This is a genomic window from Pseudomonas persica, assembly GCF_900291015.1.
In the GTDB taxonomy this organism is placed as follows: Bacteria; Pseudomonadota; Gammaproteobacteria; order Pseudomonadales; family Pseudomonadaceae; genus Aquipseudomonas.
In genome coordinates this window covers 74,092-99,494 of sequence record NZ_OLKL01000008.1, presented here as the reverse complement: position 1 = coordinate 99,494, position 25,403 = coordinate 74,092, and the positions used below count along the sequence as shown (strand labels likewise).

The window sequence follows — 25,403 nt, the reverse complement described above, 5'->3', positions numbered from 1 at the left end:
ATGACCATGGACCACCGCACGCCTACCCCCGACAACCCCTGGCTGGCCCTGCGCAACCTGACCCCGGCGCGCATCGCCCTGGGCCGCGCCGGCACCAGCCTGCCCACCGGGGCGCAGCTGGACTTCCAGTTCGCCCACGCCCAGGCCCGCGACGCCGTGCACCTGGCCTTCGACCATGCCGGCCTGGCTGCCCAGCTGAGTGATCGCGGGCGCGAAAGCCTGGTGCTGCACAGCGCCGCCAGCGACCGCAACCAGTACCTGCAACGCCCGGATCTGGGGCGGCGCCTGAGCGAAGATTCGGTTGCCGCGCTGCGCCAGCACGCCCAAGCCAACCCCGGCGGGGTCGACCTGGCCATCGTCGTCGCTGACGGCCTGTCGGCCCTGGCCGTGCACCGCCACACCCTGCCGTTCCTGGCGCGCTTCGAGGAGCAGGCTGCCGCCGATGGCTGGACCAGCGCCCCGGTGGTGCTGGTGCAGCAGGGCCGCGTGGCAGTGGCCGACGAGGTCGGTGAACTGCTGGGCGCACGGATGACGGTGATGCTGATCGGCGAACGCCCGGGGCTCAGCTCGCCCGACAGCCTTGGCCTGTATTTCACCTATGCCCCGAAGGTCGGCCTGACCGATGCCTACCGCAACTGCATCTCCAACATCCGCCTGGAGGGGCTGAGCTATGGCATGGCGGCACACCGCCTGCTGTACTTGATGCGCGAAGCCTGCCGGCGCCAGCTTTCCGGGGTGAATCTGAAGGACGAAGCCGAGGTCCATAGCCTGGAGAGTGAACACGGCACCAGTCAGAAAGGTAACTTCCTGCTCGGCAAAGGGTAAAAAACCTGTCACGGAAGGCGGATTGCACTTGCGCCGCGCATTGGGCAGCATGCCCTTGAAAGCTGCTGGCAATCCGCTGTTTCCCCTAATGGACTCTGAGGGCCGCACATGCGCATCATCAAGGCAACCCTGGAACACCTCGACCTGCTCACGCCGATGTTCGTCAAATACCGCGAGTTCTATGGGCAGCTACCCTACCCCGACAGCTCGCGCAGCTTCCTGGAAAAGCGCCTGAAGCGGGATGAATCGGTGATCTACCTGGCATTGCCGGATGACGACGACAGCAAACTGCTGGGTTTCTGCCAGCTGTACCCAAGCTACTCATCGCTGTCGCTGAAACGGGTATGGATTCTCAACGATATCTACGTGGCCGAGGATTCGCGGCGCATGCTGGTGGCCGACCACCTGATGCGCGAGGCGAAGAAGATGGCCAAGGAAACCAACGCCGTGCGCATGCGGGTGTCGACCAGCGCGGACAATGAGGTAGCGCACAAGACTTACGAATCCATCGGGTTTCGTGAGGATAACGAGTTCAAGAGCTATATCCTGCCGATCAGCCAGGATTGACTGGGCTGGCCTCATCGCGGGTAAACCCGCTCCCACAGGCATAGCGGCGCATCTGAAGTCGGTGCTGTACCTGTGGGAGCGGGTTTACCCGCGAAGCGGCCGGTACAGGAATACCCCCTGCCGTAACCCCCCGCTACAAACTCCCCGGGCATGATCCTGACTTAGCCGTATAATGGCCCACCTGTCATGTGTGAAAACTTACCCATCGCCAGGTAACCGAGCCTACGCCCAAGAACACAGGTGCTGTACATGGATTTCAACCCGCTGGACCTTATCCTGCATCTCGATGCCTACCTCGATCTGCTGGTTACCAACTACGGTCCCTGGATCTACGCCATCCTCTTCACCGTGATCTTCTGTGAAACCGGGCTGGTGGTCATGCCCTTCCTGCCCGGCGATTCACTGCTGTTCATCGCCGGCGCCGTGGCCGCCGGTGGCGGCATGGACCCGGTACTGCTGGCCGGCCTGCTGATGGCCGCCGCGATCCTCGGCGACAGCACCAACTATGTAATCGGCCGCACGGCCGGCGAGCGGTTGTTCAACAACCCCAACTCGAAGATCTTCCGTCGCGACTACCTGCAGCGCACCCACGACTTCTATGAACGCCACGGCGGCAAGACCGTGACCATGGCGCGCTTCCTGCCCATCCTGCGCACCTTTGCACCGTTCGTCGCCGGCATCGCCCACATGCACTACCCACGCTTCCTCGGCTTCAGCGTCGCCGGTTCGCTGCTGTGGGTCGGCGGCCTGGTGACCCTGGGCTACTTCTTCGGCAACGTGCCATTCATCAAGCAGCACCTGTCGCTGATGGTGGTGGGCATCATCATCCTGTCGCTGGTGCCGATGATCCTCGGCCTGCTGCGTGGCCGCCTGGGCCGCACGGCCAAGGCGCACTGACACCTGCCGATGTGGTCGTTCAGCGCCTGGCGGCGCAAGCGCACCCTGGCGCGCTACCCCATCGCCCCCCAGCAATGGCAGGCCGTGCGCGAGCGCCTGCCGATGCTGGACGGCATCACTGACGAAGAAGACCGCTGGCTGCGTGAAGCCTGCATCCTGTTCCTGCTCGACAAGCACCTCACCTGCCTGCCCGGCGTCGAACCGGACGACGAGCAGCGCCTGCTGCTGGCCGCCCAGGCGCAGTTGCCGCTGCTGCACCTGGGTGAGCTGAACTGGTACCAGGGTTTCCACGAAATCATCCTCTACCCCGACGACTTCAAGAGCCCCCAGCGCCACCGCGATGCCAGTGGCGTGGAGCACGTATGGGACGGCGAGCACAGCGGCGAGGCCTGGCAACAGGGCCCGATCATCCTCGCCTGGAGCGGTGTGCTGGCCAGTGGTGGCTGGGAAGCCTACAACCTGGTCATCCATGAGCTGGCGCACAAGCTGGACATGCTCAATGGCGATGCCAACGGCCTGCCGCCACTGCACAGCGGCATGCCTGTGGATGAATGGGCAACCGCCATGCAACAGGCCTATGACGACCTCAACCGCCAGCTGGACGCCAACCCCGACGCCGAAACCGCCATCGACCCGTATGCCGCGGAGAACCCGGCGGAGTTCTTTGCCGTCGCCAGCGAGTACTTCTTTAGTGCCCCCGACCTGCTGCAACAGGCTTATCCACAGGTCTACCGCCAGTTGTCGCTGTTCTACCGCCAGGACCCGCTGGCGCGCCTGTGCCAGCTGCAGGCCGAACACCCGGAATACCGCGAAAGCCACGCCTGACGGGGCCGCACATCAGGCCAGGCGTGGCATGCCCATGCAGAATGTGCCTATAATCGCCGCCACTTTTTTGGTCAAACACGGGGGCACTGCCCAATGAGCTACAGCAAGATTCCGGCGGGCAAAGACCTGCCGAACGACATCTACGTCGCCATCGAGATCCCGGCCAACCACGCGCCGATCAAATACGAGATCGACAAGGACAGCGATACCCTGTTCGTCGACCGTTTCATGGCTACCCCGATGTTCTACCCAGCCAACTACGGCTACATCCCGAACACCCTGGCCGATGACGGTGATCCACTGGATGTGCTGGTCGTTACCCCTTACCCGGTAGCCCCAGGTTCGGTTATCCGCGCCCGTCCGGTCGGCGTACTGAACATGACCGACGACGGCGGCGGCGACGCCAAGGTCATCGCTGTTCCTCACGACAAGCTGTCGCAGCTGTATGTTGACGTGAAGGAATACACCGACCTGCCAGCCCTGCTGATCCAGCAGATCGAGCACTTCTTTGCCAACTACAAAGATCTCGAGAAGGGCAAGTGGGTCAAGATCGAAGGCTGGGAAGGTGCTGACGCCGCCCGTGCCGCGATCACCAAATCGGTTGCTGCCTACAAGGGCTGATACCGGTGGCATGAAGAACCCCGCCCTGGCGGGGTTTTTTTATTGCCTGATGGGTTGCTTGCAGCCCTGGCACTGGATGACCTGCCTTTGCGGCACTTCTAAAAGCTGGCGCGATCCCTGTGGGAGCGCGCATTTGCTCGGGAGGTAAAAAATCCTACGTAGTCCTACGCCAATGCCCTACAAACAGGTAGTTTTCACACAAATTCCATCAACATCCAGTTCATATCCTTGCTGGCACCCCGTCGCTACACTCGCCGCCATGAACACATCCGGCGACCGCCTCAAAGCCCTGCTCCACGAATGTGGCCTGACCGCTTCCGATTTCGCCGCCCAACGCAGCGTCACCCCCCAGCACGTCAACAACTGGTTCAACCGCGGCGTACCCCTGGCCCGGCTGGACGAACTGGCCGACCTGTTCTGTGTGCATCGTCGCTGGTTGCGCACGGGCGAAGGCCCCAAACACCACAACCCGATCCTGCGCAACTGCCCGCCCGGGCCGGCGCCCGCCAACCCGCCCACGCCGCTGGCGGTGCAAGGCGGCCGGGCACTGAAGGTGCCTTTTTACGAACTGCACAACGGCCTGCTGTCGCCCGTGCCCAGCAAGCACCTGTGCCTACCCGCGAAAGCCCTGAAAGTGTTGGGTGTGCATGCCGACAACGCCATCTGCCTGGCCATGCCTGCCAGCAACATGACCCCGCTGATTCCGCTGCAGGCCACCCTGGCCATCGACCTGGGCATGACTCAGGTATTCGAGGGCGAAACCTATGCGCTGCTGCACAACGGCGCGCTCAGGGTGAACAACCTCAGCCTCGGCCAGCACGGCACGCTGTACCTGCACAGCCATGATCGGCGCAACTATGCGGTTGAACGCTACACCGCCGCCCAGCGCCAGGCACAAGGGCTGGAAGTCCTTGGCTGGGTGTTCCACTGGTCGCATTTCCGCCAGCACCGGCCCGGCTGAAACAACCTGTGCCATTTTTTGCTGGGCATCCCGCGCGCGCCCTTGTATGCTACGCCGCACATTAAGCCCCAGACCGGCGCGAGCCGCGGTCCAGAGGGCTCGGCGATATCCCACACGGGCATCTGCCATCTCTTTCAGGCCCTTGATGGCCACACAGTTAAGGCGATTGCGGCTTACCAAAAATTAGTCGGAAGCGTCCCCGAGAAGCCGGCCACAAGCCGGCTTTTTAATGCCAGAATAAAACCCATTCTCATCCTCTGGAGCTTTCTGCAGGTTTCCTATGGCAGGGAAATCGCAGGCGCGAGTGCGAAAATAATCTCATTCGCCATTTATCTGACACTGCGCTGACGCTCATCCGAAAATAGTCGGATAAATGACGTTTTGCATGGAGCTTTCACCCTCCTGATCTAGGCTCAAGCCATATGGGAGGAGGTGCAGGCCATGCGCAAATTATTGATTGGCTCGTCGATACTGGCTTGTCTAGTGGTGTTGGGCGGCTGGTTGAGTCGACCGCAGCCGTTGCCGGTCAAGCTCCTGGAGGTTGAGCGAGGGCCGGTGGAAACGGTGGTGGCCAACACGCGCGCGGGTACGCTGAAGTCCTGTCGACGCTCGCACCTGTCCTTCAATGTCGGCGGCCAGGTTGCCGAGTTGCTGGTCAGTGAGGGCCAGCGGGTCCAGCCGGGCCAGGTACTCATGCGCCTGCGGCAGGACGAGCAACAGGCCAGGCTGCAGGAGGCCGAGGCGCGGCTGGAGGCCCAACGCAACACCCGCGAACAGCGCTGCCAGCAAGCGCTGCTGGACCGGCGCGACCTTGATCGCCTGGGCCAGCTGGCGGACCGCAAGTTGATTGCCGCCGATCGCCTCGATCAGGCCACAACCAAGGCTAACCTGGCGAAGCTGATGTGCACTGCCAGTGCCGTGCTGATCCGCGAGGCCGACGCCAGCCTGCAATTGCAGCGCTCACTGCTGGAACAGACCACCCTGCGTGCGCCATTCGCCGGCATCGTCGCAGAAATCAACGGCGAACTCGGCGAGTTCGTCACCCCTTCACCGCCAGGTATTCCCACGCCGCCGGCAGTTGACCTGATCGACGACAGCTGCCTGTATGTCGAGGCACCGATCGATGAGGTGGACGCTGCCCGGGTTCACCCCGGAACCGCCGTGCGGATCAGCCTGGATGCCTTCCGTGGCCAGCATTTCGTCGGCCGCGTCAGCCGCATCGCACCCTATGTGCGTGAACTGGAGAAGCAGGCGCGCACCGTCGATGTCGAGGTGCGCTTCGACCAGCCACCGGCGGATCTGGCCCTGCTCACCGGCTACAGTGCCGACGTCGAGATCCTCCTGGAGCAGCACGCAGGTGCTTTGCGCATCCCCACCGAGACCTTGCTGGAGGGGCAGCGCGTACTGCGATATGACCCGAGCGCCCGGGTGTTGCGCGAGGTGCAAGTGCAAACCGGGTTGAGCAACTGGCGCTGGACCGAGGTGCTCGCCGGGCTGGACGAGGATGCGCGTATAGTCGCCAGCCTCGAGCAGGAAGGGCTCAAGGATACCGTGGCAGTGATCCCGCTGGATGCCACGGAGACTGAAAAATGATCCGCCTGCGCGGCGGTAGCCGCAGCTTCCAGCTGGGCGAACAGCAGGTGATGGGGCTGGACGGCCTGGATCTGGACATCGCCGCCGGTGACTACATGGCGGTGATGGGCCCGTCGGGCTCGGGCAAGTCGACCCTGCTGAACATCCTCGGTCTGCTCGATGCGCCGAGCGCCGGCGAATACTGGCTGCAGGGCGAGGCCACGGCGGCACTGAGCGAGGCGCGCCGCGCCCAGTTGCGCAGCCGACTGATAGGTTTCGTGTTCCAGTCCTACCACCTGATCGCACGGCTGACGGTGCTGGAAAACATCGAGCTGCCGATGGTCCTCGCCGGCATCGGTGCGGCGCAACGGCGCAAGCGCAGCAGCCAATTGGTGGCACGCCTGGGGCTGGGCGAGCGCCTTGCCCACCGCCCGGCCGAGCTGTCCGGTGGCCAGCGCCAGCGCGTCGCGATCGCCCGGGCGATGGTCATGCAACCGGCACTGTTGTTGGCCGACGAGCCTACCGGCAATCTCGATAGCCAGGCCGGCGCCGAGGTCTTCAGCCTGCTGGAGGAGCTCAATGGCGAGGGCCTGACCCTGATAGTGGTGACCCACGATGCCAGCCTGGGTGCGCGCGCACAGCGCCAGTTGCGCATGCGTGACGGGCGTATCCACAGTATTGCGCCGCAGCGGGCGCTGGCCTGATGCGCGCAGCCGATGCCCTGGGCTTCTGGCTCGGCGCCTTGCGTGGGCATCGTTCGCGCAGCCTGATGCTACTGCTGGCCATCGCTATCGGGGTGGTTGCGGTCAACCTGCTCACCGGTCTCGGCGCAGGGGCGCGGGCCTTTGTCCTGAACGAGTTCTCGCTGCTCGGACGCGACATTCTGATCGTTTTCCCGGGCCGCAAGGAAACCACGGGGCGAATGCCGCCGCTCACCGGCCTGACGCCGCACGAGTTGACCTTGCAGGATGTCCAGGCCATCAGCCGGTTGCCGGGCATCCGCCGGGTTGCGCCGCAGCAGGCCGGGCAGATGGAGGTGATAGTCGGCAACCGCAATCGTGAGGTGCTGACTCTGGGCACCACCCCGGACTTCTTCGCCATTCGCCAACTGACGGTCGTCCGGGGCCAGCCCCTGCCGGCGCTGGACCCTGAGCAGGCCGAGGCCGTCTGCGTGATCGGCGGCAAACTCCGGCGCGAGCTGTTCGGTGCACGCCCGGCCCTGGGTGAATGGTTGCGCGCCGGCGACCGGCGCTTCCGGGTGGTCGGTATCCTTGGTGAGCGGGGCGAATCCCTGGGCATGGATTTCGCCGAGATGTTGATCATCCCGGTGGCCAGTGCCCAGGCCTTGTTCAATAGCGAAGGGTTGTCGCGGGTGTTTGTCGAGGTGCATGGTCCGAGTTTTCTCGACCGTAGCCAGCGGCTGATAATCGCCGCGCTCAAGGAGCGCCACGAGGGTGAGGAAGACGTCACCCTGGTCAGCCAGGACAGCCTGCTCAGCGCCTTCGACCAGATACTCGCAGTGCTGACCCTGGCGGTGGCCGGGATTGCCGCGATCAGCCTGCTGGTGGCAGGCATCCTGATCATGAACGTGACCTGGATTGCAGTGAGCCAGCGCAGCGCCGAGATCGGCCTGCTCAAAGCCATAGGCGGGACGGCGGCGCAGCTGCGCCTGCTGTTCCTCGGCGAGGCGGCGCTGCTGGCCCTGACGGGGGCGCTGGCGGGCCTGCTGCTGGCCGAAACCCTGCTCTGGCTGGGGCGCCTGGCGTTCGATCTGCCGCTCCATGCCCCTTGGTGGGCGCGGGCTGGTGCGGTGCTGCTGGCACTCGGCACGGCGCTGCTGTTCGCCTGGCTACCGGCCGCTCGGGCCGCGGCGCTGGAGCCGGTGGCGGCGTTACGCCCGCCGGGAGCGCACTGATGCGCTGGCAAGATGGTTTCCGGTTGACCAGCTCGGCGCTGACCTGTCGCCCCTTGCGCAGCCTGCTGACCCTGCTCGGGGTAGCGATCGGGATCGCCGCCGTGGCACTGCTCACGGCCATAGGCGAAGGCGTGCGCGGCCATGTGCTGGAGAACTTCTCGCAGTTCGGTACGCGGATCATTACCGTGCGCCCAGGCAAAACCCAGACCAGCGGCCTCGGCGGCCTGCTCGGCAGTGTACGGCCACTGACCATCAGTGACACCGACGCCCTGCGGCGCTTGCCGCATGTCGAGGCGGCGGTGCCGATCATTCAGGGCAGCGGGGATATCCAGTTCGGTCAACTGAACCGGCGCAGCGACATTCTCGGTGGCGGCCATCAACTGGCACAGGCCTGGCGCATGCAACTGAGCCTGGGCGAGTTCCTGCCCGCAGCCCGTGACGGCCGTTCGCCGCCCTATGTGGTGCTCGGTCATCAGCTGCGTGCCGAGCTGTTCGGCACGCGCAATCCGCTGGGCGAGCTGATCCGCGTCGGCGGCGTGCGTTTCCGGGTGATCGGCGTGATGGCGGAGAAAGGCCAGTTGCTCGGCTTCAACCTCGACGATATCGCCTACATCCCGGTGGACTGGGCCGAAAGCCTGTTCAACCGCACCGGGGTGGTCAAAGCCCATGTGGTGTTCGGCGCAGGCACCACGTCGCGGGTGTTGAGCCGGCAGATTCGCCAGGTGCTCGGCGAACGGCACGGGGCGGAGGACTTCAGCCTGACCACCCAGGACGACATGCTGCGCAGCTTCAACCGCGTTCTCGGCACCCTGAGCCTGGCCATCGGTGCCTTGGGGGGCATTTCCCTGTTGGTCGGCGCGGTCGGCATTCTCACCATCATGACCACCACTGTGGCCGAGCGCACGGCGGAAATCGGCCTGTTGCGGGCGATTGGTGCCAGCCCGCGGCAGGTGCTCGGGCTGTTTCTCGCCGAAGCGACGCTGCTGTCCCTGGCCGGTGGCTTGCTTGGCCTGCTGTTGATGGGCATCCTGCTCGGGCTACTGCACCTGGCCATGCCGAGCCTGCCCTTGGCGCTGCATCCGCTGTTTCTGCTACTGGCGCTGCTGCTGGCGGCGGTGCTGGGGGTTCTCGCCGGCCTGGCTCCGGCACTGCGGGCCGCCCGCCTGCATCCGGTGGCGGCGCTACGCAGTGAGTAGCGGCCAGGCCAATGAGCCGTACGCTGCAGGAAGATTTCTACAGGCTTTACTGGGGAGCCCTTCGCGGGCACGCCCGCTCCCACAGGACTGCACATAACTCATTGAATTAGCAGGGGCCTTGTGGGAGCGGGTTTACCCGCGAACACCGGCATAGCCGGTGCCATATATCGCGTCGCATTCTTCGCGGGTGAACCCGCTCCCACAGGGTGCGCGGCGCGCTTACTGAATTTGACCCACCGCAAGCTGACAGAAAAGTAATCTATAGCTCAGCCAGCTGACAGCGCAGGTCCGCTAGCGTGAAGGAAGATTGTGGGGGCTTCTCGCCCCACGGGCTGGGTCATTCACCCGCCTGAATACCAGCAACTTTTCGACTGACTGGACGCAACGGCATGCAAAGCAAAACTACCAGACGCTCCTTCGTCAAAGGCCTGGCCGCTACCGGACTACTGGGTGGGTTGGGCATGTGGCGCGCGCCGGTCTGGGCCGTGACCAGCCCCGGCCAACCGAATGTGCTGAGCGGCACCGACTTCGACCTCTACATCGGTGAGCTGCCGGTCAACATTACCGGCGCTGCGCGTACAGCGATGGCCATCAACGGCTCCATACCCGGGCCCATTCTGCGCTGGCGCGAAGGCGATACTGTCACGCTGCGTGTGCGCAACCGCCTGCAGCAGGACACCTCCATCCACTGGCACGGCATCATCCTGCCGGCAAACATGGACGGCGTACCGGGCCTGAGCTTCCATGGCATCGCCCCCGACGGCATGTATGAGTACAAGTTCAAGGTCCAGCAGAACGGCACCTACTGGTACCACAGCCACTCCGGCTTCCAGGAGCAGGTCGGGGTGTACGGCGCCCTGGTCATCGATGCGAAAGAACCTGAGCCATTCACTTATGACCGCGATTATGTGGTCATGCTCAGCGACTGGACGGATGAAGACCCTCACCGGGTGCTGGCCAAGCTCAAGAAGCAGTCTGACTACTACAACTACCACAAGCGCACGGTGGGTGATTTCGTCAACGACGTGAGCGAAATGGGCTGGTCCGCTGCGGTAGCCGACCGCAAGATGTGGGCCGAGATGAAGATGAGCCCCACCGATCTCGCTGACGTGAGCGGCTACACCTACACCTACCTGATGAACGGCCAGGCCCCGGACGGTAACTGGACGGGCGTGTTCAAGCCGGGCGAGAAAATCCGCCTGCGCTTCATCAACGGCTCGGCCATGACGTATTTCGATGTGCGAATTCCCGGCCTGAAGATGACGGTTGTCGCGGCGGATGGGCAGCATGTCAAACCCGTTTCGGTCGACGAGTTCCGCATCGCCGTTGCCGAAACCTACGATGTCATCGTCGAGCCCGAAAGCGAGCAGGCGTACACCATTTTCGCTCAATCCATGGACCGTACCGGGTATTCCAGGGGCACCCTGGCTGTTCGCGAAGGCTTGCAAGCCCCTGTTCCAGCTGTCGACCCACGGCCACTCATTGCCATGAGCGATATGGGTATGGACCATGGCGGCATGCCTGGCATGGACCATGGCGACGTGGCCGACATGGACCACGGCAGCATGCCTGGTATGGATCACGGCAACATGGCCGGCATGGACCATGGCAACATGGCTGACACCAGCGCGGCCATGCAGAGCCACCCGGACTCCGAGACCAACAACCCCCTGGTCGACATGCAGACGATGACCCCAACACCCAAACTGGGCGATCCGGGCATCGGGCTGCGTGACAACGGCCGCCGTGTGCTGACGTATGCGGACCTGCGCAGCACCTTCCTTGATCCGGACGGCCGCACGCCTGGCCGCACAATCGAGCTGCACCTCACCGGCCACATGGAGAAGTTCGCCTGGTCCTTTGACGGCATCAAGTTCTCCGATGCCGAGCCGCTGCGCCTCAAGTATGGCGAGCGCCTGCGCATCACCCTGGTCAACGACACCATGATGACTCACCCCATCCACCTGCATGGCATGTGGAGTGACCTGGAGGATGAGAACGGCAACTTCATGGTGCGCAAACACACAATCGACATGCCGCCTGGCTCAAAACGAAGCTACCGCGTCACTGCAGATGCGTTAGGACGTTGGGCCTATCACTGTCACCTGCTGTTCCACATGGAAATGGGCATGTTCCGCGAAGTCCGTGTGGACGAATGAACTGGAGATCCGAGATGAGCAAGCCAATGAAACGAAGCGCGTTTTTCCTCTCTGCTGCGATGGCCGGCCTGTTTGCCGTTTATGCCCCGTCATCATGGTCCGACGGCGACAATCAGCAGCCTGCCGATGCCACAAAAGCCAAGGGCGCCCAAGGCATGGACCATGGTGCGATGAAGGGCATGGATCACGGCGCCATGAAAGGGATGGATCACGGCTCGATGAAAGGTATGGACCATGACGCCATGAAGGGTATGGACCATGGTTCGATGCAAGGCATGGACCACGGCAAGATGATGGAGTCCCATGGCAGCGACAAAGCCAAGGCAGGGAAAGATGCTCAATAGCCTGGCACGACCATCGCTGCTGGCATTGACCGTTTCGTTCGGCGTGCTGGGTGCTGCACCCAGCTTCGCCGCGGAAGAAATGGACCATTCGACGATGGACCATTCGGCCATGGACCACGGCAAGATGGATCATGGCAGCATGCAGGGCATGGACCATGGCGCCATGGATCATTCGAAAATGAACCACGGCTCGGCGGATACGCCGACGACCAGCCGTACCCCGATCCCGGTGCTGACCGATGCAGACCGCCAGGCGGCTTTCCCGCCATTGGGCGGGCATCACGTGCATGACAGCGCCATCAACAGTTTCTTCCTGCTGGATCAGTTCGAGTACCAGGATGCGGATGAAGGCAGCACGCTGGCCTGGGATGCTTCTGGCTGGATCGGCGGCGATATCAACCGGCTGTGGATCCGCTCCGAAGGTGAGCGTACCAACGGTGTCACCGAGGATGCCGAATTGCAGCTGCTGTACGGCCGCTCGATCAGCCCATGGTGGGATGTGGTTGCCGGGGTACGCCAGGATTTCAAGCCTGAATCCCCTCAGACCTGGGCGGCCTTCGGTATCCAGGGCATGGCGCTTTACGACTTTGAAGCCGAAGCCACCGCGTTCATTGGCGAGAACGGCCAGACTGCCGCGCGCCTGGAAGGCGACTACGACATTCTGCTGACCAACCGCCTGATCCTGCAGCCAACCGCTGAAGCCAATTTCTATGGCAAGAACGACCCCGGGCGCGGCATAGGTTCCGGCCTGGCCAATACCGAAGTCGGGCTACGCCTGCGCTATGAAATTGTCCGTCAGTTTGCCCCCTACATCGGCATCACCTGGAACCGCTCCTATGGCAAGACCGCCGATTTCATCCGCGACGAGGGTGGTGATGTGGATGAAGCGCGTTTCGTGGCCGGTATCCGCATGTGGTTTTGAGAAGCAGACATGAAAAGAACAATAACAACGCTTGTGGCAGCAGGCGCAGTGGCCAGCGTGGCCGTGCTGGGCGCCGCGTACTCCGGTTTGGTCAATGTCGGAGCCGATGATCCCCATTTCCCCGCCGTGCATGCCTTTCTGGCCATGGCACGGGAACGCTCGATCGCAGTACGGGCCAGGGACATCGAGGTGCCAGATCTGAAAGATGAAGCGCTGATTCGTACCGGCGCCGGTAACTACAATGCCATGTGCATCGGTTGTCACCTTGCCCCTGGCGTGGAGAACACCGAGCTCAGCCAGGCGCTGTATCCATCGCCCCCCAACCTTGTCCGGAGCGGGATCGGTGGCGACCCTGCCGCTGCGTTCTGGATCATCAAGCACGGCATCAAGGCCTCCGGCATGCCGGCCTGGGGCAAGAGCATGGGCGATGAATACATCTGGGGCATTGTCGCCTTCCTGGATCAGCTACCCCAGTTGAACGCCCAACAGTACAAGACAATGGTCACGGCCAGTGGCGGCCACCAGCATGGTGGTGGCGAAAGTGAAATGCACAACCATGAAGGCCAGCACGGCGACAACGTGCCTGACCATCATGGTGAGCAGGCCTCGGGCGCAGGCCATCATGATGAGGGGCATTCAAAGGCCCATACTCATCGCGATGGCAAGCAGCACATGCATAAAGACTGAAGGCAGCTTCGCGGGCCAACAGGTGTATACCGACAGGTTTGCAGCGCCTATGAGACCTGAAGGCAAACACTCACTGCTTCATGCCCAACTCAGCATCATCCATCAGCGCCTTGGCCATCGCACTCAGGTAGTGCGCAGCCCAGATCATCATCGGTTTCTCATCCATCAAGCCGGTGATGGTCAGTTCGCGGACATAGCCCATCAACTCTGAGGACTGCTCGCGGGCATCGCGGCACGGGATGCCGGGCTCGATGCGGAACAGTGGGTGGGTGCCGTTTTCGCCCTGGTAGAAGGTGGTTTTGCCAACGGTGAACTGGGTGTCTTCTGTGGTCATTGTTGAATCCCCCTGAAATTTCTCGAGTGCCTGGGCGGGCCTCTTCGCGGGTGAACCCGCTCCCACAGGTGCTGTGCAAGTCTTGAAGCTTGTGATGAACCTGTGGGAGCGGGTTTACCCGCGAAGAGGCCCGCCCAGACAACACATCACTCAAGCCTCAGTGCAAAGTCCGAGTCTCAATGGCCTGATGCACAACGGTCGCAGCACACAGCGCATAGTCCGTGGCCTGGATCAGGGTGTCTTCAAGGGAATGAATAACGTGGGGTGGATCGGGAACAATCTTAAGCATGGTGACACTCTCTATTAGGTTGGCTAGAGCTGCCACTCATGACTTGCAGTGTGATGGGTGGCAGCCACGTACGGGTCTGCAAGACCGGCAGAGAGCAAAATCCGGCAGGTTCGAAAACCTCCCGTACGCAGCCACCATTAAGCGCGCGCAATGGCATGCCATTGGCATCGGTGATCGGCATTTTGCTCTGGACAGGCTTGCAGGCCCGGTCGCTGATTTGGCAACGACAGGGCCACACTAGGCCGCCAGGAACACCACCGCAATGGCTCAAGGGCGCTAGGAAGCTATTTCAGAAATGGCCTACGCGCAACGGGAAAAATCTGATTATTACCGGCGCGATTGAGGGGATGTCGCGGTAAACCTATCAGCCCTTCACACACACCACCTGCCGCAAGGTGTGCACCACCTCCACCAGCTCTTGCTGAGCGCGCATCACCGCATCGATGTCCTTGTAGGCCATGGGGATCTCGTCGATCACCTCCTTGTCCTTGCGGCATTCCACATGCGCCGTGGCCCGCCGCTGGTCTTCCACGCTGAAGCGGCTCTTGGCCTTGGTCCGGCTCATCAACCGGCCGGCACCATGGCTGCAGGAACAGAACGATTCCTCGTTGCCCAGCCCTCGCACAATGAAGCTCCTGGCCCCCATCGACCCAGGAATGATGCCCAACTGCCCCTTCTGCGCCGACACCGCGCCCTTGCGCGTCACCAGTACCTCCCGGCCAAAATGTTGCTCGCGCTGCACATAGTTGTGGTGGCAGTTGACCGCTTCCAGGCTGGCCTCGAACGGTTTGCCCAGCGCCTTGCGCGCCGCACCGACCACCGCCAGCATCATCAGCTCGCGGTTTTGCCTGGCGTAGTCCTGGGCCCACGCCACCGCTTCGACGTAGTCGGCGAAATGGCGGCTGCCTTCCTCGAAATACGCCAGGTCCTTGTCCGGCAGGTTGGCCAGGTGCTGGCGCATGTCAGCCTGGGCCAGTTCGATGAACAGGTTGCCAATGGCATTGCCCACGCCCCGGGAGCCGCTGTGCAGCATGAACCAGACGCGGTCGGCCTCGTCCAGGCACACCTCGATGAAGTGATTGCCACCACCCAGCGTCCCCAGGTGATGGCGGTTATTGCTCTTCTCCAGCCGCGGATACTTGTCGGTGATGGCCTTGAAGCGCCCGGCCAGCTGCGCCCAGGCCTTGTCCGCCTTGGCCGGCACATCGGCCCAGGCGCCCTGGTCATGTTTGCCAAAGGTCTTGCCATGCGGCACGGTGTGCTCGATGGCACTGCGCAGGCCATGCAGGTTGTCCGGCAGGTCGCGGGCATGCAGCGACGTGCGCGCGGCGATCATGCCGCAGCCAATGTCCACACCTACTGCCGCGGGGATGATCGCGCCAACGGTGGGAATCACACTGCCGATGGTCGAGCCCTTGCCCAGGTGCACGTCCGGCATCACCGCCAGGTGCTTGAAGATGAACGGCATCCTGGCCGTGTTGAGCAGTTGCTTGCGGGCGTCGTCTTCCACCGGTACGCCGTCGGTCCACAACTTGACCGGCTTGCCGCCGGCGACCTGGAGAATGTCCATGGGGCTGTTCCTCGAATGCATAGCCGAATGATACCGCCAAAGGTCGTAGAGCCGTGGGTTGCCAGGGGGGTGGCAATGTGCTGTATGCTTGCCGGGTCTTCAGGGCGGGGTGAAAGTCCCCACCGGCGGTAAATCGAAAGATGAGCCCGCGAGCGCCCCGGCCATGCCGGGGGTCAGCAGATCTGGTGAGACTCCAGAGCCGACGGTCATAGTCCGGATGAAAGAAGGCGTCAGGCAGGGGCCATCCGGGCGCCCCTGCGCGCGCATTTTGTTCGCCCCGAGACGTTCATCGATCATTCACGAGGAGCGTTTCATGTCCACCATGCACCACCCGCAATTCCCCAATGTTTCCGCCGCCATCGCCGCCTTCCAGGCCGGGCGCCCTGTGCTGCTGCTCGACGACGACGACCGCGAGGACGAAGCGGATATCATCGCCGCCGCCGAGAACATCTCGCTGCAGACCATGGCCATGATGATTCGCGATTGCAGCGGCATCGTCTGCCTGTGCCTGGACGAGGCCACCGTCGACGACCTGCAGCTGGCACCCATGGTGCAGAACAACCAGGCCCGCCATGGCACCGGCTTCACCGTCACCATCGAGGCGGCGGAAGGCATCACCACCGGAGTGTCCGCCCAGGACCGCATCACCACCATTGGCGCGGCACTGCGTTCTACCGCCCAGCAGCGCCATATCGTCAGCCCGGGGCATGTGTTCCCGCTGCGCGCGCGCAATGGCGGGGTGCTGGCCCGTCGTGGCCACACCGAAGGCTCGGTGGACCTGGCGCGCCTGGCCGGCCTGCGCCCGGCGGCAGTGCTGTGCGAACTAATGAACCCCGATGGCACCATGGCTCGCGGCGAGCAGGTGGCGGTGTATGCCCGGCAGTACAATTTGCCGGTGCTGACCATCGAGGAGCTGGCGCGGTACCGCGAGGCCATGGTCGAGCTGCAAGCCGAGCCAGCCTGATCCACCGCACGGGGCCGCTTTGCGGCCCATTCGCGGGTAAACCCGCTCCCACAGGGACCGCGCCGGCTCAGAACCGGTGTAGTACCCGCGAAGAGGCCGGCAAATCCAACCTCGGGTGGCCGGAAGTTTGCTCCCCCCGCCCCGCTCTGCTAGTGTCGCGCCGTTCTGAATGCCACCGAGACAGTCGCCATGGCCCGCAAAAAAGCCTCCCTCGATTTCGAGCAATCCCTCGCAGACCTGCAAGCACTGGTCGAGCGCCTGGAGAACGGCGAGTTGTCGCTGGAAGAGTCGCTGGCCGCCTTCGAGCAAGGCATCGCCCTGACCCGTGATTGCCAGGGCGCCCTGGCCCAGGCCGAACAGAAGGTGCAGATCCTGCTGGAACGCGATGGCGAACTGGCTGCCCAGCCCTTCGACGCGGAGCCGGAAGCATGATCGGCGCCTACCAGGCCAACTGCCAGGCGCGGGTCGACGCCGCCCTCGAACCGTTGTTCGTCGCCCCGACCAAGGAACTCGAACGCCTTTACGCCGCCATGCGCTACAGCGTGATGAACGGTGGCAAACGCGTTCGCCCGCTGCTGGCCTACGCGGCCTGCGAAGCCTTGGGCGCCCCGGCCGCACAGGCCAACGGCGCAGCCTGTGCGGTGGAACTGATCCACGCCTACTCGCTGGTGCATGACGACCTGCCGGCCATGGATGACGACGACCTGCGCCGCGGCCAGCCAACCACCCACAAAGCCTTCGATGAGGCTTGCGCGATCCTCGCCGGCGACGGTTTGCAGAGCCTGGCCTTCAGCGCCCTGCTCGACCCGCGCCTGAGCCCGCAGGCCGACAGCATTCGCCTGGCCATGGTCCAGGCCCTGGCCAAGGCGGCCGGCCCGGCAGGCATGGTCGGTGGCCAGGCCATCGACCTGGGCTCGGTTGGCCTGAAGCTGGACCAGCAGGCGCTGGAGTTCATGCACCGGCACAAGACCGGTGCGCTGATCGAAGCCAGCGTGCGCCTCGGCGCCCTGGCCAGTGCCCGCGCCGAGCAGGCACAACTGGATGCCCTGCAGACCTATGCGCAGGCCATCGGCCTGGCGTTCCAGGTGCAGGACGACATCCTCGACGTGGAAAGCGACACCGCCACTCTGGGCAAACGCCAGGGGGCGGATATCGCCCGTGACAAACCGACCTACCCGGCGCTGCTGGGCCTGGAAGCGGCCAAGGCCTATGCGATCGAATTGCGTGACCAGGCGCTGGTCGCACTGGCTGGCTTCGGCGACAAGGCCGAACCGCTGCGGGCGTTGGCGCGTTACATCGTCGAACGCCGCAACTAAGCAGCGCCCCAATCCCTGTGGGAGCGGGTTTACCCGCGAATGCGATGTTGAATTTACCGCCGCATTCGCGGGTGAACTCGCCCCCACAGGGGCCGCGTAAACCCGTGGTTGAATGGGCAGTATTTCCTACAATGGGGTAAACTGCCGCGTCTTCACACACCTATAACGACTCGCCTGATGCCCACGACGTTTCAAGAGATCCCCCGCGAACGCCCGGTCACGCCGTTGCTCGACCGCGCTGACACGCCTGCCGGCCTGCGCCGGCTGGCCGAAGCCGACCTGGAGACCCTGGCCGACGAACTGCGCCAGGAACTGCTGTACACCGTGGGGCAGACCGGTGGGCATTTTGGTGCCGGCCTGGGCGTCATCGAGCTGACCATCGCCCTGCACTACGTGTTCGACACCCCCGACGACCGGCTGGTGTGGGACGTGGGCCACCAGGCCTACCCGCACAAGATCCTCACCGGGCGCCGTAAGCGCATGCTCAGCCTGCGCCAGAAGGACGGCATCGCCGCCTTCCCGCGCCGCAGCGAGAGCGAGTACGACACCTTCGGCGTCGGCCACTCCAGCACCTCGATCAGCGCCGCACTGGGCATGGCCATTGCCGCCCGCCTGCAGAACAGCGCTCGCAAGTCGATCGCGGTGATCGGTGACGGCGCGCTGACCGCCGGTATGGCCTTCGAAGCGTTGAACCACGCCCAGGAAGTCAACGCCGACATGCTGGTGATCCTCAACGACAACGACATGTCGATTTCGCGCAATGTCGGCGGCCTGTCCAACTACCTGGCCAAGATTCTTTCCAGCCGTACCTACGCAAGCATGCGCGAAGGCAGCAAGAAAGTGCTGTCACGCCTGCCGGGCGCCTGGGAAATCGCCCGCCGTACCGAGGAGTACGCCAAAGGCATGCTGGTGCCGGGCACGCTGTTCGAAGAACTGGGCTGGAACTACATCGGCCCAATCGACGGCCACGACCTGCCGACCATGATCGCCACCTTGCGCAACATGCGTGACCTCAAGGGCCCGCAGTTCCTGCACGTGGTGACCAAGAAGGGCAAGGGCTTCGCCCCGGCCGAGATCGACCCGATCGGCTACCACGCTATCACCAAGCTGGAGCCGGCTGACAAACCCGCCGCACCGAAGAAAGCCAGCGGCCCGAAATACTCCGCAGTGTTCGGCCAGTGGCTGTGCGACATGGCCGCCGCCGACAACCGCCTGGTGGGCATTACCCCGGCGATGAAGGAAGGCTCCGACCTGGTCGCTTTCAGCGAGCGCTACCCGCAGCGTTACTTCGACGTGGCGATCGCCGAGCAGCATGCCGTGACCCTGGCGGCCGGCATGGCCTGCGAGGGCAGCAAGCCGGTGGTGGCGATCTACTCCACCTTCCTGCAACGTGCCTACGACCAGCTGATCCACGACGTGGCGGTACAGAACCTCGACGTGCTGTTCGCCATCGACCGCGCCGGCCTGGTCGGCGAAGACGGCCCGACCCACGCGGGCAGCTACGACCTGTCGTACCTGCGCTGCATCCCGGGCATGCTGGTGATGACTCCAAGCGACGAGAACGAGCTGCGCAAGCTGCTCAGCACCGGCCACCTGTACAACGGCCCTGCGGCTGTGCGCTACCCGCGAGGCACCGGCCCGAACGTGCCGATCAGCGGTGACCTGGAACCGCTGGAAATCGGCAAGGGCGTAATCCGTCGCCAGGGCGAGAAAGTCGCCTTGCTGGTGTTCGGCGTGCAACTGGCAGAAGCCATGCAGGTGGCTGAGCAGATCAACGCGACCGTGGTCGACATGCGCTTCGTCAAACCGCTGGACGAGACGCTGGTGCTGGAGCTGGCCGCAAGCCATGAGCTGCTGGTGACCATCGAAGAAAACGCCATCATGGGTGGTGCGGGTGCTGCGGTGGGTGAATTCCTCGCCAGCCAGGCCGTGCTCAAGCCACTGCTGCACCTAGGCCTGCCAGATATCTATGTCGAGCATGCCAAGCCGGCGCAGATGCTGGCCGAGTGCGGGTTGGATGCGGCCGGGATCGAGGCTTCGGTGAAGGCTCGCATGGCCAAGCTCGGGTTGTAATCCCTGGGGCCGCTTTGCGGCCCAATCGCCGGCAAGCCAGCTCCCACCTCGACCGCGCCGGCCTCAGGCCATGTGCGGCCCCTGTAGGAGCCTGGCTTGCCAGCGATCGAGGGCGCAGCCCTCGCAGAAGCTCACCTGGACGCCGGCGCTTTAGCCTCGAGCAACGCGCATAACCGCGCCGTGGCTTCGATCATCTGCCCGCTGGGCCGCTCCAGGCCTTTGTCGGGCACCACCAGCAAACGATCATCGGCAACCGCTCGTAGTTGCGGCCAGGCCTTCCAGCTCGCCAGTTGCGCTTCATCACCCGCCAGAATGACCTGCGGGTTGCGCAGCAGCACAGACTCGACATTTACTTGCGGCGCCGGCTGGGTGAGGTCGGTGAAGACATTGCGCGCCCCACACACGGCCAGGGCGTCGCTCACCACCTGCCGGCCACCGAGCGTGTACAGCGGTCGGTCCCAGACCTGGTAGAACACCTGCAAGGGTTCGTCCCGTCGATACTGCTGGCGCAGCTGCCGCAGCCGCTCACGCAGGGCCTGGGCATAGCGATGGCCTTGTTCGGCACGGCCGATACGTTCGGCGATGGCTTCGATCTGCTCGATCAGCTGATCGATATCATGAGGTTCGGCGCTGAAGGTGGCGATACCCAGGCGCTTGAGCTGGTCGCGCTGGGCCGGCGGCACGCTGCCCGGCCACAGCAGCAACAGGTCGGGGCGCAGGCTGAGCAGGCGCTCGAGGTCCAGTTGCCCCTGGCGCCCCACCGAGGGCAGCTCGCGCAGCGCCGCCGGCCGTTGGCCACCGTCGAGCACACCTACCAACAGGTCATCGGCCTGCAGTTCGAGCATGATCTCGCTCATCGACGGGGCCAGGCTGACCACCCGCAGCGGTTCGCCGGCCAGTGCGGAGCAGGCGAGCAGCGCCAGCAGGCCGGGCAACAGGCGCATCAGCCGAGCTGGCGAGGAATGCGATAGAGGTACAGCACCACCACGGTGGACAACGCCAGCAGGATCTGCGGCACCACCTCAAGGCCGACCAGCACCGACAGGGCAGCGACCCAGGCCGGGATGCAGGCATACAGCATGGCCAGGCGCCGTACCCGCGCCAGCTCGATCCAGGCGGCGGGCTCTTCGCCAGTGCCGAGCACCTTGGAGCTGGCAATGAGGGCGTGCTTGTAGGCACCGAAGCGCGGCAGGCTGAGGAACATGGTCGCCGCGCCGGCAATGAACAGTGGCATGGCCAGCAGCGGGGCCAACGCATCACCACTACCGAAGGCCCAGGCCATCACTGGCAGCGGCACCAGGCCCACCGCCAGGTACTGCCACCAGGTCAGCGCCAGGCGCCGCTTGACCTCGGCGCGGGTCACGCCTGGGGCACCTCGCCCTGGTGCTCGTTACCCAGCATGTGGCCCAGCTTGCCGGCCTTGGTCGCCAGGTAGTAGCGGTTGTGCGGGTTGTGCCCGGTGTGCAGCGGTACGCGCTCGGCGACAACGATGTTCATGTCGGTCAGGGCTTTGACCTTGCGCGGGTTGTTGGTCATCAGGCGCAGCGATTTCACGCCCAGGTGCTCCAGCATCGGCAGGCATATGCCATAGTCGCGCTGGTCGGCGGCGAAGCCCAGGCGCTCGTTGGCCTCGACGGTATCGGCGCCACCATCCTGCAGCTCGTAGGCGCGAATCTTGTTCAGCAGGCCAATACCACGGCCTTCCTGGCGCAGGTACAGCAGCACGCCTCGGCCTTCACGGGCGATGGCCTGCAGCGCGGCTTCCAGCTGCGAGCCGCAATCGCAGCGCTGGCTGAACAGGGCATCGCCGGTCAGGCACTCGGAGTGCAGGCGCCCCAGCACCGGCTGGCCGTCCGCGATGTCACCCAGGCTGAGCACCACGTGCTCACGGCCAGTGGCTTCGTCGAGAAAGCCATGCATGGTGAAGGTCGCGAAGGGCGTCGGGAGTTTAGAGGCGGCAACAAAGACGACGGGCACGTTGTGCTCCTGGGATAAGTTGAAAATTTCTCGTGGGGCGATTGTATCAGCAGGTTGGGGGATGTGGGCTGGCTGAATACCGTGGCTTAAGATCGAAAAGTTCGATGCTTAGCTTGACCAGGCCCGGCCTCAATGCGGCTTGCTATCCGGGCTGAACGGATACGGCTGCTGCCAGTGCTCGAAAATCGGCTTCAGCTCGCCACTGCGCACCAGCTCGGCCATGCGCTTGTCGAACAGGTCGCACAGGGCCTTGGCCTGGTCGTTGCGGGCGAAGGCCAGGTACAGCGGCAGTTCGGCCACATGGGTGCGACGGAAACGCTCGGGCTGGGAGCTCTGGCTGAGCACGTAGTCGACCTCGTTCACCCCATCGATGTAGACGTCCACACGGCCATGTTCGAGCATCGGCACAATGCTTTCGCGGCGCTGGACCTCGCGAAAGTCATGCACATTGGGCAGGTAGCTGCCGAAATCGTAGCCACGCATCCAGGCCAGGCGGTACTGGCCCAAGGTCTCCGGGGCAGGCACAGGCTTGCTGACCAGGCCCAGGGCGTAGATGTGGTCCATGTCGAAGTGCCAGCGCGGGTACAGGTTGTCGTCGTTCTCTTCCTTGTACGAGCCTACCCAGGCGTCAACCTCGCCACGCTTCACCAATCCGATCGCACGGCTGTAGGGCGCACTCTGGGTCACCACCTTGACCCCGGCCGGCTCGAACACCTTGCGCAGCACGTCCCAGGCTACCCCGGTACCGTCGGCGTTGGTGTAGTCGAGCCACTCTGCGCTGGCCAGGTGGATCTGCTTCGGCACACCTTCGGCAGCCGCCGCCCACTGGGCAAGGCTCACCAGCATTGCCAGCAGCACCGTCCTCATGACCATTCACGCGCTCCCTGTATCAGGCAACCGCCCAAACCAGAACCTGCATGCCCAGCCAGGCAAACACGCCGGCCAGGATATCGTCGAGCATGATCCCGACGCCCCCATGCACATGGCGGTCGACCCAGCGAATCGGCCACGGTTTGAGGATGTCGAAGAAGCGGAACATCAGGAACCCCGCCAGCAGCCATTGCCAGCCTTCCGGCACCAGCCAGAGGGTTATCCACATGCCGACGATCTCGTCCCAGACAATGCCTTCGTGGTCATGCACGCGCAAGTCGTTGGCAACCTTGCCGCACAGCCAGAAGCCGAACAGCATGCTCACGCCCAGCAACAGCCAGTAGCCCCAGTCGGGCAGCATCTGCCACAGCGGGATGAACGGGATGGCCACCAGCGAGCCCCAGGTGCCCGGCGCCTTGGGCAAGGTGCCGGAACCGAAACCGAAGGCGATGAAGTGCCACGGGTTGCGCCAGACCGAAGGCGGAACGAACTCCGCAGGCACCTGGTTGGGGTGATCGGTCACGGTGTCTCCCTAAAATGTTGATAGCCGCGTTGTCGCGGGGTGATGTCCTGGCCCTGCTGGTCGCGCAGGCTGACCCCCTGCCCTTCGAGCACCCGCCCGATGACGTGGAACGCCGCCAGGCCTTGTGCCTGCAGGGATGAAAGCTCGGCTGGCGGCAAGGTGAACGCCAGCACATAGTCGTCGCCACCGGTCAGCGCGGCAAGGACGGCCGCCTCGGCGCCGAGGAAGCCCTGCAGGGCGGATGACACCGGCACCTGCTCCAGGTTCACTTCGAGCGCCACGCGGGAGGCCTTGGCGATATGCCCGCAGTCGGCCAGCAGGCCGTCGGAAATATCCAGTGCCGAGGTGGCACGCCCGCGCAGCAGTTGGCCCAGGGCGAACTGCGGCGACGGCGACCAGTAATGGTCGAGCAACGGTTGCGCCAGCGCGGCATCGGCCTGGCGCTGGCCCAGCACCAGCGGCAAGGCCCCTGCCGCGTTGCCCAGCTCGCCACCCACGCACAGCAGATCGCCTGGCCGAGCGCCGTCACGGCGCAACGCCTGCCCCGCCGGAACCCGGCCGAACACGGTCATGGTGATGCTCAGGGGGCCACGGGTGGTGTCGCCACCGATCAGGCTCAGCTGGCAGTGGCCGGCCATGCGGTTCAAGCCGCTGGCGTAGGCTTGCAGCCAGTCGGCGCTGACCTCCGGCAAGGTCAGGGCAAGGGTGAAACCGATGGGGGTGGCGCCCATGGCCGCCAGGTCGCTGGCCGCCACGGCCAGCGAGCGCTGGCCGAGCAACCACGGGTCGCACACAGCCGGAAAATGCACCCCGGCGACCAGGGTGTCGGTGGACACCGCCAGTTGCTCGCCGGCGGCCAGGCTCAGCAGGGCGCAGTCGTCGCCGATGCCCAGGGCCACGCCTTCACCGCCTTGCGCACAGGGCGCGGCGGCGAAGTAATGGCTGATCAGCTCGAACTCACCCATGGTCCGCAAGCGCCAGGATCAGCGCTTGTTCGCCTTGACTTCTGCTTCGCGCAGGTTCGGGGCCAGCTTGTCCAGCACGCCGTTGACGAACTTGTGGCCGTCGGTGGCACCGAAGACCTTGGCCAGCTCGACACCTTCGTTGATCACCACGCGGTACGGTACGTCGACGCGCTTGATGAACTCCCAGGTGGACAGACGCAGCACGGCCAGCTCGACCGGGTCGAGCTCGTCGAGTGCCAGGTCCAGGCATGGCTTCAGGGCGCTGTCGATTTCGTTCTTGATCGCCGGGACCCCGTGCAGGATCTCGCGGAAATAAGCGCCGTCGACATCGGAGAAATCGTTATCGACCCGAAACTGTGCTTCGATCTCGTTCAGCGAATGCTGCGCCATGTGCCACTGGTACAGCGCCTGGGTCGCGAGCTTGCGGGCTTCGCGGCGCTTGGCGCTTTTCGAGGGCTTGCCGGCATCCGCAGGTTTGGGATCGCGCGGGTTGAAACGATCGCTTTCGTCGCTAATCACTTGGCCTCCAACTGCGCCAGCAGGCTGACCATTTCCAGAGCGGACAGGGCAGCTTCAGCACCTTTGTTGCCGGCCTTGGTGCCGGAACGCTCGATGGCTTGCTCGATGGAGTCGACGGTCAGTACGCCGAAGGCCACCGGAACACCGAATTCCATGGACACCTGGGCCAGGCCCTTGGTGCATTCGCCCGCCACGTATTCGAAGTGCGGGGTACCGCCACGGATCACCGCGCCCAGGGCGATGATCGCGTCGTAGGCGCCTTGCTGGGCGACCTTCTGTGCCACCAGCGGGATTTCGAATGCACCCGGGGCACGGATGATGGTGATGTCGCTTTCGCTGACACCGTGGCGTACCAGGGCATCAACGGCACCGCTTACCAGGCTTTCGACGACGAAGCTGTTGAAGCGGCCAACCACCAAAGCATAGCGACCTTTGGGGGCGATGAAGGTACCTTCGATGGTCTTCAGGGTCATTCCGATATTCTCATCTTCAAGAGCGAGGCCGCATGCTGG

The 25,403-nt window shown here is 64.1% G+C and carries 28 protein-coding genes and 1 riboswitch; of the genes, 18 read left to right on the top strand and 10 right to left on the bottom strand.

Annotated elements, in window-relative coordinates:
* Window positions 1-6: 6 nt before the first annotated feature.
* From eutC to FQ664_RS03135, 14 genes are all read left to right on the top strand, one after another.
* Complete coding sequence (gene eutC, locus FQ664_RS03210) at window positions 7-825, top strand: ethanolamine ammonia-lyase subunit EutC (RefSeq protein ID WP_144170376.1); 819 nt, start codon at window positions 7-9, stop codon at window positions 823-825.
* A 108-nt stretch (window positions 826-933) separates the two neighbouring features.
* A complete protein-coding gene (locus FQ664_RS03205) occupies window positions 934-1,392 on the top strand; it encodes a GNAT family N-acetyltransferase (protein WP_144170375.1) in 459 nt (152 codons plus the stop codon).
* A gap of 249 nt (window positions 1,393-1,641) precedes the next feature.
* A complete protein-coding gene (locus FQ664_RS03195; RefSeq protein WP_003255361.1) occupies window positions 1,642-2,289 on the top strand; it encodes a DedA family protein in 648 nt (215 codons plus the stop codon).
* A gap of 9 nt (window positions 2,290-2,298) precedes the next feature.
* The gene (locus FQ664_RS03190) at window positions 2,299-3,114 is read left to right on the top strand and encodes a M90 family metallopeptidase (RefSeq protein ID WP_144170374.1); all 816 of its coding nucleotides are present in this window, start codon (window positions 2,299-2,301) and stop codon (window positions 3,112-3,114) included.
* 93 nt (window positions 3,115-3,207) lie between these two features.
* Window positions 3,208-3,735 (top strand): inorganic diphosphatase, encoded by a 528-nt coding sequence (gene ppa / locus FQ664_RS03185; protein ID WP_087503109.1) that lies wholly within the window; start codon window positions 3,208-3,210, stop codon window positions 3,733-3,735.
* A 259-nt stretch (window positions 3,736-3,994) separates the two neighbouring features.
* Window positions 3,995-4,696 (top strand): LexA family transcriptional regulator, encoded by a 702-nt coding sequence (locus tag FQ664_RS03180; RefSeq protein WP_144170373.1) that lies wholly within the window; start codon window positions 3,995-3,997, stop codon window positions 4,694-4,696.
* A gap of 441 nt (window positions 4,697-5,137) precedes the next feature.
* Window positions 5,138-6,289, top strand: coding sequence for an efflux RND transporter periplasmic adaptor subunit (locus FQ664_RS03175; RefSeq protein ID WP_144170372.1), 1,152 nt, complete (start codon window positions 5,138-5,140; stop codon window positions 6,287-6,289).
* Entirely contained in the window at window positions 6,286-6,972 is a 687-nt protein-coding gene (locus FQ664_RS03170; RefSeq protein WP_144170371.1) for an ABC transporter ATP-binding protein, read from the top strand. Before FQ664_RS03175 ends, FQ664_RS03170 begins: the two co-directional genes overlap by 4 nt.
* Window positions 6,972-8,183 carry an ABC transporter permease gene (locus FQ664_RS03165; protein ID WP_144170370.1) on the top strand — a complete coding sequence of 404 codons (1,212 nt, stop codon included), beginning with the start codon at window positions 6,972-6,974 and terminating at the stop codon, window positions 8,181-8,183. Before FQ664_RS03170 ends, FQ664_RS03165 begins: the two co-directional genes overlap by 1 nt.
* Window positions 8,183-9,379, top strand: coding sequence for an ABC transporter permease (locus FQ664_RS03160; protein ID WP_144170369.1), 1,197 nt, complete (start codon window positions 8,183-8,185; stop codon window positions 9,377-9,379). Before FQ664_RS03165 ends, FQ664_RS03160 begins: the two co-directional genes overlap by 1 nt.
* 389 nt (window positions 9,380-9,768) lie before the next feature.
* Window positions 9,769-11,538 (top strand): copper resistance system multicopper oxidase, encoded by a 1,770-nt coding sequence (locus FQ664_RS03150; RefSeq protein ID WP_144170367.1) that lies wholly within the window; start codon window positions 9,769-9,771, stop codon window positions 11,536-11,538.
* The gene (locus FQ664_RS03145; RefSeq protein ID WP_144170366.1) at window positions 11,535-11,882 is read left to right on the top strand and encodes a hypothetical protein; all 348 of its coding nucleotides are present in this window, start codon (window positions 11,535-11,537) and stop codon (window positions 11,880-11,882) included. The genes FQ664_RS03150 and FQ664_RS03145 overlap by 4 nt, the downstream gene beginning before the upstream one ends.
* Window positions 11,872-12,804, top strand: coding sequence for a copper resistance protein B (locus FQ664_RS03140; protein ID WP_144170365.1), 933 nt, complete (start codon window positions 11,872-11,874; stop codon window positions 12,802-12,804). The genes FQ664_RS03145 and FQ664_RS03140 overlap by 11 nt, the downstream gene beginning before the upstream one ends.
* Window positions 12,805-12,813: 9 nt before the next feature.
* Window positions 12,814-13,491 (top strand): c-type cytochrome, encoded by a 678-nt coding sequence (locus FQ664_RS03135; RefSeq protein ID WP_144170364.1) that lies wholly within the window; start codon window positions 12,814-12,816, stop codon window positions 13,489-13,491.
* A 70-nt stretch (window positions 13,492-13,561) separates the two neighbouring features.
* Here the strand turns inward: FQ664_RS03135 and FQ664_RS03130 are convergent, their stop codons facing one another.
* Together FQ664_RS03130 and FQ664_RS03125 are read right to left on the bottom strand one after the other, a co-directional pair.
* On the bottom strand, window positions 13,562-13,825 hold the full coding sequence (locus FQ664_RS03130; RefSeq protein ID WP_019473937.1) for a DUF3077 domain-containing protein: 264 nt from the start codon (window positions 13,823-13,825) through the stop codon (window positions 13,562-13,564).
* A 653-nt stretch (window positions 13,826-14,478) separates the two neighbouring features.
* Window positions 14,479-15,684, bottom strand: coding sequence for an RtcB family protein (locus FQ664_RS03125; protein ID WP_144170363.1), 1,206 nt, complete (start codon window positions 15,682-15,684; stop codon window positions 14,479-14,481).
* Between the two features lie 91 nt (window positions 15,685-15,775).
* Window positions 15,776-15,917, top strand: a riboswitch (FMN riboswitch).
* 80 nt (window positions 15,918-15,997) lie between these two features.
* On the opposite strand from FQ664_RS03125, the gene ribB reads away from it, so the two are divergent.
* The 4 genes from ribB to dxs all read left to right on the top strand — a co-directional run bounded on the left by ribB (window position 15,998) and on the right by dxs (window position 20,037).
* Entirely contained in the window at window positions 15,998-16,648 is a 651-nt protein-coding gene (gene ribB, locus FQ664_RS03120; protein ID WP_144170362.1) for a 3,4-dihydroxy-2-butanone-4-phosphate synthase, read from the top strand.
* A gap of 189 nt (window positions 16,649-16,837) precedes the next feature.
* Window positions 16,838-17,080 carry an exodeoxyribonuclease VII small subunit gene (locus tag FQ664_RS03115; RefSeq protein ID WP_003255380.1) on the top strand — a complete coding sequence of 81 codons (243 nt, stop codon included), beginning with the start codon at window positions 16,838-16,840 and terminating at the stop codon, window positions 17,078-17,080.
* Window positions 17,077-17,964: a (2E,6E)-farnesyl diphosphate synthase gene (ispA, locus tag FQ664_RS03110; protein ID WP_144170361.1), complete on the top strand. Its 888-nt coding sequence runs from the start codon at window positions 17,077-17,079 to the stop codon at window positions 17,962-17,964. The genes FQ664_RS03115 and ispA overlap by 4 nt, the downstream gene beginning before the upstream one ends.
* Before the next feature lie 177 nt (window positions 17,965-18,141).
* Window positions 18,142-20,037 (top strand): 1-deoxy-D-xylulose-5-phosphate synthase, encoded by a 1,896-nt coding sequence (gene dxs, locus FQ664_RS03105; protein ID WP_144170360.1) that lies wholly within the window; start codon window positions 18,142-18,144, stop codon window positions 20,035-20,037.
* Between the two features lie 131 nt (window positions 20,038-20,168).
* On the opposite strand, the gene FQ664_RS03100 is transcribed toward dxs, so the two are convergent.
* The 8 genes from FQ664_RS03100 to ribH form a co-directional block, all read right to left on the bottom strand.
* Window positions 20,169-20,981, bottom strand: a complete 813-nt coding sequence (locus tag FQ664_RS03100; protein ID WP_144170359.1) for a cobalamin-binding protein — start codon at window positions 20,979-20,981, stop codon at window positions 20,169-20,171.
* Entirely contained in the window at window positions 20,981-21,400 is a 420-nt protein-coding gene (locus tag FQ664_RS03095) for an MFS transporter (protein WP_144170358.1), read from the bottom strand. The genes FQ664_RS03100 and FQ664_RS03095 overlap by 1 nt, the downstream gene beginning before the upstream one ends.
* Window positions 21,397-22,014, bottom strand: coding sequence for a GTP cyclohydrolase II (gene ribA / locus FQ664_RS03090; protein WP_144170357.1), 618 nt, complete (start codon window positions 22,012-22,014; stop codon window positions 21,397-21,399). The genes FQ664_RS03095 and ribA overlap by 4 nt, the downstream gene beginning before the upstream one ends.
* A 129-nt stretch (window positions 22,015-22,143) precedes the next feature.
* Window positions 22,144-22,887: a substrate-binding periplasmic protein gene (locus FQ664_RS03085; protein WP_144170356.1), complete on the bottom strand. Its 744-nt coding sequence runs from the start codon at window positions 22,885-22,887 to the stop codon at window positions 22,144-22,146.
* A gap of 16 nt (window positions 22,888-22,903) precedes the next feature.
* Window positions 22,904-23,407, bottom strand: coding sequence for a phosphatidylglycerophosphatase A family protein (locus tag FQ664_RS03080; protein WP_004376077.1), 504 nt, complete (start codon window positions 23,405-23,407; stop codon window positions 22,904-22,906).
* Entirely contained in the window at window positions 23,404-24,372 is a 969-nt protein-coding gene (gene thiL, locus FQ664_RS03075) for a thiamine-phosphate kinase (RefSeq protein WP_144170355.1), read from the bottom strand. The genes FQ664_RS03080 and thiL overlap by 4 nt, the downstream gene beginning before the upstream one ends.
* A gap of 18 nt (window positions 24,373-24,390) precedes the next feature.
* Complete coding sequence (gene nusB / locus FQ664_RS03070) at window positions 24,391-24,891, bottom strand: transcription antitermination factor NusB (protein WP_144170354.1); 501 nt, start codon at window positions 24,889-24,891, stop codon at window positions 24,391-24,393.
* Entirely contained in the window at window positions 24,888-25,364 is a 477-nt protein-coding gene (gene ribH, locus FQ664_RS03065) for a 6,7-dimethyl-8-ribityllumazine synthase (RefSeq protein ID WP_003255395.1), read from the bottom strand. Before ribH ends, nusB begins: the two co-directional genes overlap by 4 nt.
* Between the last annotated feature and the right edge of the window lie 39 nt (window positions 25,365-25,403).